This window comes from Actinomadura geliboluensis (genome assembly GCF_005889745.1).
GTDB lineage: Bacteria > Actinomycetota > Actinomycetes > Streptosporangiales > Streptosporangiaceae > Spirillospora > Spirillospora geliboluensis.
Genome location: NZ_VCKZ01000416.1, coordinates 1 through 7,671 on the forward strand (window position 1 = coordinate 1; position 7,671 = coordinate 7,671).

Annotated in this window: 7 protein-coding genes; 3 read left to right on the forward strand and 4 right to left on the reverse strand. The window is 72.6% G+C overall.

Features of this window, described 5'->3' with window-relative positions; all coding sequences use genetic code 11:
• The 3 genes from ETD96_RS45320 to ETD96_RS36950 all read left to right on the forward strand — a co-directional run.
• On the forward strand, window positions 1-1,215 hold a 1,215-nt coding region (locus ETD96_RS45320; RefSeq protein ID WP_205719631.1), incomplete at its 5' end, for a hypothetical protein.
• Between the two features lie 43 nt (window positions 1,216-1,258).
• Entirely contained in the window at window positions 1,259-1,834 is a 576-nt protein-coding gene (locus ETD96_RS36945; RefSeq protein WP_138641155.1) for a TetR/AcrR family transcriptional regulator, read from the forward strand.
• A 78-nt stretch (window positions 1,835-1,912) separates the two neighbouring features.
• A complete protein-coding gene (locus ETD96_RS36950) occupies window positions 1,913-3,097 on the forward strand; it encodes a Cmx/CmrA family chloramphenicol efflux MFS transporter (protein ID WP_138641156.1) in 1,185 nt (394 codons plus the stop codon).
• 5 nt (window positions 3,098-3,102) lie between these two features.
• Here ETD96_RS36950 and ETD96_RS36955 read toward each other — a convergent pair whose 3' ends face one another.
• From ETD96_RS36955 to ETD96_RS36970, 4 genes are all read right to left on the reverse strand, one after another.
• Window positions 3,103-4,338 (reverse strand): hypothetical protein, encoded by a 1,236-nt coding sequence (locus ETD96_RS36955; protein ID WP_138641157.1) that lies wholly within the window; start codon window positions 4,336-4,338, stop codon window positions 3,103-3,105.
• A 140-nt stretch (window positions 4,339-4,478) separates the two neighbouring features.
• Window positions 4,479-6,545 carry a M6 family metalloprotease domain-containing protein gene (locus tag ETD96_RS36960; RefSeq protein ID WP_171069402.1) on the reverse strand — a complete coding sequence of 689 codons (2,067 nt, stop codon included), beginning with the start codon at window positions 6,543-6,545 and terminating at the stop codon, window positions 4,479-4,481.
• A 118-nt stretch (window positions 6,546-6,663) separates the two neighbouring features.
• Window positions 6,664-7,146 carry a ribonuclease E activity regulator RraA gene (rraA, locus tag ETD96_RS36965; protein WP_138641158.1) on the reverse strand — a complete coding sequence of 161 codons (483 nt, stop codon included), beginning with the start codon at window positions 7,144-7,146 and terminating at the stop codon, window positions 6,664-6,666.
• Window positions 7,147-7,155: 9 nt separating this feature from the next.
• A complete protein-coding gene (locus ETD96_RS36970) occupies window positions 7,156-7,629 on the reverse strand; it encodes an Lrp/AsnC family transcriptional regulator (RefSeq protein WP_138641159.1) in 474 nt (157 codons plus the stop codon).
• Window positions 7,630-7,671 lie beyond the last annotated feature (42 nt).

Sequence of the window (7,671 nt, forward strand, 5' to 3'; positions counted from 1 at the left end):
CAGCCCGCCGTCGAGGACTTCGTCCGCCGGACGCGCGAACGCGTCCCGCCCCCCGCCGAGGCGCGGACGTCCCGCAACCGTGCCGGCGAGGCGGAGCCCCCGGCCGCGCAGGAGCCCGGCGAATCGATCAAGGCACTGCTCGGCGGCGCTCTCGGGGGCGGCCATCTGGTGTTCTGCGGCCCTTACGGGCCGGAGAAGCTGGCGGCCGCGGAGTGGTGCGGCGAACAGCTCGCCGCCCGGCACGGTCTGCCGCACGGGCGCGTGACCACGACGTCCTGGCGCCTGCTGGTGGGGCAGGACTCGGGCGACCGTGACACGCCCGGCTCTTGGCTCGCCCATGAGCCCGTGGGCGGGGTGCTGCTCGTGCGGGACGCGGACGCCCTGGTGAGCGCCGAGAACGGCCCGACGAGCGAGGCGGTCCTCAAGGAGATCGTCAACCTGGCCGTGCGGGACGACGACCCGCTGATCATCCTGTGCGGGCGGGTTCCGGCCATGCGCGCCGTGCTCACCCTGCTGCCGCCCGCCACCGCCGACCGGTTCAGCATGATCGCTCCGGTGGAGTGGGGCGGGCACGTGTCCCCGCTGCCGGCGTACCTGCCGCGCGGCGAACTCGCGATGGCGTCGCACGGGCGCATCCCCATCGGCGTCGAGTACGGCACCGAGGCCCCGGCCGTGCTCGATTTCCGGGAGGTGCCGCACTTCACCGTGGTCGGCCCGCCCGGCTCCGGCAAGACCAACGTGCTGTACCTCGTCTTCGACGCCCTCAGCGCCGGCGGGGAGGAACCGTACGTCATCGATCCGAGCGGCGGGCTGAACGACATGGACTTCCGGCTGCCGGGCCGGCCCCGCATCTCCTCCGGTGAGTACGCCGCCACGTCGTCGCAGGTCCGGTCACTGATCGACAGGCTCCTCGGGCGCCTGGAGAGGTCGCCCGCGGAGGAGTTCTACCTGCTCGTGGACGACCAGGGCCTGCTGGACCATGGGCTGTTCCAGCCGCTCGGGCCGCACCTCGGCGGGGGGCGCCTCCACCTCGTCGTCGCCCGCACGGAGCGGAGGCGGTCCGGCGGGCTCGATTCGCTGCTCGACGAGCTCCACCCGCAGGTGTGCGCGGCCCTGCTGATGGGCGGGCCCACGCCGGCCGAGCGCGTCCCCGGGCGCGGGGTGCTCAGCCAGGGGTACGAGAGCCGGTTCGTCCAGGTCGCGTCCGTCCTCTGAACGATATTGGACCGACCGATACATAAAGTGTTAGCCTACGGGCATGGGGCGGCCGAGGAAGTTCGAGGAAGAGCGGGCCGTCCAGGCGGCCATGCTGGCCTTCTGGGCGGACGGCTACGAGGCGACCTCCACGCAGGAGCTGTGCGAGGCGACCGGCCTCGGACGCAGCAGCATCTACAACACGTTCGCCAGCAAGCGCGACCTGTACGTCAAAGCGCTGGCGCACTACATGCACCACCGGACGGGCCGCCTCGCCGAACTGATGGAGGACGGCGCCAAGCCCGTGCGCGAGAAGCTGCGGACGGTGCTGGAGTGGGCCGTCGAGCCGGACGCCGGCGACCCGGCCGGGTGCCTGGTCGTGAACGCGACGGTCGAGCTCGGGCCGCACGACCCCGACATCGCCGAGCGGCTCGACCGGGACCGGCGGCGCCGCTTCGAGCTGCTGAAGTCCGGCATCGAGGACGGCATCCGCACCGGCGAGCTCGACCGGGACCGGGACGCGGCGGCGCTGACGCACTTCGTGATCGCGACGGTGAGCGGCATCCAGGTCGCCGCGCGCGGCGGCGCCGACCGGGCGACGCTGCGGAGCATCGCCGACACGGCCATGAACTCCATCTGAGACGAGGGCGGCTCCGGGCCGCCCTTTCTTCCGTCCTTGTTTTGTACTGATCTATCTAAAACTGCGAGAGGGGCAGCGATGCCACTGGCCGTGTACGTGCTGGGGATGGCGATCTTCGCCCAGGGGACGTCGGAGCTGATGCTCGCGGGCCTGCTGCCGGAGATGGCCACCGACCTCGGGGTGTCGGTGCCCGACGCGGGGTTGCTGATCTCCGCGTTCGCGATCGGGATGCTGGCCGGCGCCCCTGTCCTGGCGGTGCTGACGCTGCGGTGGCCGCACCGGCGGACGATGCTGGCGTTCCTCGCGGTGTTCGTCCTGACGCACGTTGTCAGCGCCCTGGCCCCCGGCTATTGGCTCCTGTTCGCGATGCGGATCGTGGGCGCCTTCGTCTACGCCGGGTTCTGGGCGGTGGCGGCGGCGACGGCGGTCGCGCTCGTCCCGCAGAACGCGCGCGGCAGGGCGATGGGGGTCGTCGCGGGCGGGCTCACGGTCGCGGCGATCGTGGGGCTGCCCGCCGGGACGATGATCGGCCAGCACCTCGGCTGGCGGGCGGCGTTCTGGGCGGTGGCGGCGATGTCGGCGGCCGCGATGGCCGGGGTGGCCGCGACGATCCCCGCCGGCCGCACGGGCAGCGCGGCGCCCCGCGTCCTGGCCGAGCTGCGCGCGGTGGCCGTCCCCCGGCTGTGGCTGCTGTACGGGACGACCGCGCTGGCGACGAGCGGGCTCCTCGTCACGTTCGGCTACCTCGGCGCGCTGCTGACGGAGACGACGGGGATCGCGGAGGCATGGGTGCCCGGCGTCCTCGCCCTCTACGGCGTCGGCGCGCTCATCGGGATCACGGCCGGCGGGCGGACCGCCGACACGCGGGCCGTCCCGACCCTGTACGCGGGGTTCGCGGGGCTCACGGTCGTGTCCGTGTTGCTGGCGCTGACGGCGGAGTCCCCCGTCCCGGTGGTGGCTCTGGTGTTCCTGCTGGGGTTCGTCGGGTTCGCCACGAATCCGACACTGAACACGCGGGCATTCGGGATGGTGGACGGTGCGGCGACACTGGTGGCCGCCGGGAACGTGGTGGCGTTCAACATCGGCATCACCGTCGGGCCCTGGCTCGGCGGCCTCGCGCTCGACGCAGGGATGGGCTACCCGGCCACGGCCTGGATCGGTGCGGCGCTGGGCATCGCCGCGCTGGGTGCGGTCGCGCTGGGCCAGGCCCGGCGGCGCCCCGTCAAGGACGCCGCGCGGGCCCGTACGTCGGTGAACGCGTGACCCGGTCAGGCGCAGGAGTCGGCGCCGAAGCTCCACAGCGCGCGCTTGGCGGCGTACTCCGCGACCGTCCAGATGCGGTGCGCGCCGCGCTGGCAGGACAGGTCCTCGGGGCCGCGGGAGGACGCGTAGCGCTGCACCCTGCCCCAGCCGGAGCCGGTGTAGCGGGCCGTGAGCAGCCGGCCGCGCTCGTGCCCGCGGCTCTGCGAGAACCACCAGCGGCCGTTCGTCCTGACGGCGCCCTGGATCCGGTCGGCGGGCAGCTCAGCTCCGCCGGTGGGGCGGACGTTCCCGCCGCCGGCGAGCGCCTCCAGCCGCCAGGTCACCACCCGTCCCCGCGCCCAGTTCGGGCGGCAGTACTCGCCCCCGGCGAGGACGTGCGGCAGGTCGGTGCGGTCGACGGAGATCCACGACATGCGCGGCGGGCCGGAACCCCGGCACGTGCGGCCGACCTTGCCGCGGGCGAACCGCCAGCTGCCCGACTGCGGGAGGACATAGCGGAACCCGTGCCCGTAGTACTTGCCGTTGTGCAGCCCGACCCGGCCCGCGTGGCCGGTGGAGCCCGCCCCGCTCTTGCTCAGGTCGTAGATCCGGCGCATGTCGAACATGCGCAGGCCGTGGCGGGTGTCGGCCACGTACAGGGTGTCGCCGTACCAGGCGATCCCGCCGGCGTGGATGCCGACGTCGCTGAACGTGGCGCGCCCGCCCCGCATCGCCGGTTCGACGAGCAGGACGTGCCGGTAGGTGCGCCGGTCGGGGTTGACGAAGGTGACCCTGACCTTGCCGCCGTTGTGCCACGACACCAGGATCGGCCTGCCGCCGCCCGGTGACCGCTCAGCGGCGGACGCGTCCGACGCCGTCGTGACGCCCTGCGGAACCCACGCCTTCGTCGCGGTGTCGGCCCGGTTGAAGCAGTACACGAGCGAGCCCGCGGGCACCCCGGCCGGGCCGCCGCAGCCGCGGCCCAGCTTCTGCTGCCCGGACGATCGGATCACTCCGTCCACGCCGGTGCTGCGCAGCCTGCGGTCGAGCGCCAGGATCGGCGCGACGAGGGAGGAGCCCCGGCGCAGCTCGAAGTCGCGGGGATCGAGAGCGGCCGTGGCCTTCGCGGTGGCCGCAGCCGCCGTCGTCGTCGGGGAAGCCGCCTGGGAGGCGGGTACGGCGGCTGCCAGTGCGACCGTCGGGCCACCGGCCACCAGAGCGGCGACGGCCGCCAACCCCGTCCCGGTCGCCGTGCGTTGCATGATCATCACGTTCCGCAACGTTGCCGCGTCCGGGTCGGGGTAAAGGCGGCCGCACCTTTCGCAATGGGCAATTTCTATTTACGCCGCCGCGCGCGCAGGGGCGGGACGGCCCCGCCGCCGGGGCCGTCCCGCTCAGGGGATCAGCGCAGCGCGCAGGTCCCCGAGTCCGACTTCGACGGGTCGCTCTCCGAGGTCCCGGTCAGCCGCAGCCGCGCGTGCCGGGACGCGCCGGGGCCGGGCTTCGCCCACACCTCGACGCCGGTCCGGCCGCCCGCCCGCGCGGTGGCCAGCTCGTTCGGCAGCCACGTCGTCCAGCCGTCGCCGGTCACGTCCGCCTTCAGCCGGAACACGTCCGAGCCGTGGCGGCCGGCGCCGCCGCGGCCGGTGTTGCGGAGCGTCAGCGTGCACTTCGTCCAGCCGGCGCCGGCCGGCCGGGCGCGGCCCGAGTCGACCTTCACGCCGCGCCGCTGCGGGCCGGCGCCGTCGAGCGAGCCGACCGCGACCGTGTAGGACAGGACGCCGCGCCGGTCGCGCTTCAGGTTCAGGACGTAGAAGTGCAGCCGGTTGGCCTCGTCCACGTACTCGTACTCGCTGCCGGAGCCGGTGCCCGCGTGGTACAGGGCGTCCGACAGCTGCCGGTAGTCGCCGATCGTCATCTTCACCGGGGTGCCGTCCGGGCGGACGAAGTCGACCTTGTCGATGTCCTGCGGGTTGGCGTCCTTGACCCAGATGAACGGGGCGTCGTCCTCGTCCTTCGTCTTCGCCAGCAGCACGCCGGAGTCGGGGGTGAAGGAGTCGGTGCCCATCCGGTCGACGACCTCGAGGGTGTAGTTGTCGTAACCGCCGTCGTCGCAGAGCGGGTCCGTGCCGGTGTCGCAGCCGGGGCTCTTGTCGCCGCCCGCGCCGAGCTTCACGTTGATGCCGGCGAGGCCGTTCTTCCCGGGGTCGACCGCCCGCGCCGTCACCTGCGCGACGACCATGCCGGACGAGGCGAGCGCCTCCCGGCTGAGCTGCAGCACGTTGCCGGGGTTCACCATGCCGAGCTTCATCTTGTTGCGGAGCATGTGCTGAGCGCCCATGGAGCCGCCGCCCGTCGCGGGGATCGTCCAGCGGCTGTGCGGGCCGCCCGGCCCGTTGAACGTGCCGCGGCTCAGCATGTCCCACGGGCCGCTGTAGGCGCGGCGCGGCGGGTCGCTGTACGGGTTGTTGTAGTTGTCGCCGATGCCCAGGATGTGGCTGAACTCGTGGGCGTACACCGACATGCCGGAGCTCTCCGCCTGGGTGGACGAGACGCCGAAGATGGCGTTCGGCCAGAGCGTGGAGCCCGCCTGCCAGGACGTCCACGGGACGTACCGGGTCTTCACCCAGTTCGTCAGGCCCGGGTCACCCGGACCCCACTCGGGCGGGACGTCCTCCTTGGCGGTGAACTTCATCTCGCCGAACTCCTGCCAGGTGGACGACTCGTCCTGCCCGGCGCTGAGGAAGAACACGAAGTCGTACTTCTTCGCGGTCTCCTCGCCGACGTCGGCGACCCACGCGGCGCGGGCGTCGGCCCGCAGGTCGCGGTTGCACGTGTCGCCGGCGGGGCAGCCGGTGCCGCCCTGCATGCGGTCGACACCGTACTCGTGGTCCTTGGCGGGCATCCGGTAGGCGCCGAACCCGGTGAGGTCGACCCCGTACCGGCCGCCGGAGTCCTCCATCCAGTACTCGTGGAGGGTGTGGCCGTGGTTCAGTTCCTGCGGCCTGTTGAGCAGGTCCTGGTAGAACTTCGCGACCCCTTCGCGCGGGACGTCGCCGACCTTCACCGGGTTGCCGAAGATGGAGGAGTTCTGCGGCTGCGTGACCTCGAACGGCTGGTTCGGGTAGTCGACGAGGACGATGGCGACGTCAAAGTTCTCCACCGACCCCTTGCGGGACGGGTCCGCCCACGACGTGCCGGGGATGCGCTTGTAGTCGTCCCAGGTCATCGTGTCGGGAAGCTCGTAGTTCTGCGGGTCGATGGGGCGCGGGGCGCCCGCCGCGAACGTGCGGGCGGACGGCTGCTCGCGCTGCCACGGCTGCGTCTGCGGCCAGTGCCGCATCTGCCAGGGGTTCGCGGTCTCGTCCGGGATCGGCGGCTTCGCCTGCGCGGCGGCCGGGGCGGCGGCGAGCCCCGCGACCAGCAGCAGCGCCGAAGCGGGTACCAGCAGCATCTGTTTGACGCGCATGTCTCCCCTACCTCTGGTGGTTGCTGAGAGCAGGAAAGACCACACGGTTCCGACCGGCTAGGGCCGATTTAGCCGATCTTGTACCGAATAGCGTGTCATGTCGCGCGATGCGCGCAGGTCAGCGCGGAAGTTCGCGCTCCGCGACCACGATGCCGTCCTCGTCGCTGTAGAGCCAGTCGCCGGGGCGGAACTCCACACCGCCGAACGACACCGGGACGTCCACCTCGCCGGCGCCGTCCTTGGCGCTCTTGCGCGGGTTCGAGCCGAGCGCCTTCGCGCCGAGGTCCAGCGCGCGCAGCGCCGCCACGTCCCGCACCGCGCCGTTGATCACCACGCCGGACCAGCCGTTCGCCACCGCCGCCGCCGCGATCATGTCGCCCATCAGCGCGGACGCCAGCGAGCCGGCCCCGTCCACGACCAGCACCCGGCCCCCGCCCGGCGTGTTGAGCAGCTTCTTCACCAGGCCGTTGTCGCGGTGGCAGCGCACGGTCGAGACCGGGCCGGCGAACGCCGTCCGGCCGCCGTACTGCCGGAACTGGGTCTCGCAGCTGCGCAGCTCGGCCCCGAAGTCGTCGATGAGGTCAGCGGTCGCGAAGTCCATGACGGCAGCCTACTGCTCGGTAACCGGACCGCCGGACGGCGCGTCGGTCGGCCGGCCGATCAGCCGGGACAGCACGATCGCCGTCTTGGTCGCGGTGATGTTGTCCTCCCGGCGCAGCCGTTCGAGGGCCTGCTCCAGATGCTGGATGTCGCGCGCCCGCACGTGCACGAGCGCGCTGGCGTCCCCGCTGATCGTGTACGCCGCGACGACCTCCGGGTGGCCGCGCACGCTGGAGTAGATCTGCTCCGGGGACGTCGCGCCGGTGCAGAAGATCTCGATGAACGCCTCGGTCGTCCAGCCGAGCGCGGCCGGGTCGACGACCGCCGCGAAGCCGTTGATCACACCGTCCGCGCGCAGCCGGTCGACCCGCCGTTTCACCGCCGGGGCCGACAGCCCGACCTTGTCCCCGATCTGCGCGTACGAGGCGCGCCCGTCCTCCAGGAGCCGCGCAACGATTCGACGGTCCAGGTCGTCAAGACGCAACAAATAACACCCCCGAAGTCGGTTTTCGTCATTGGTCGGCGG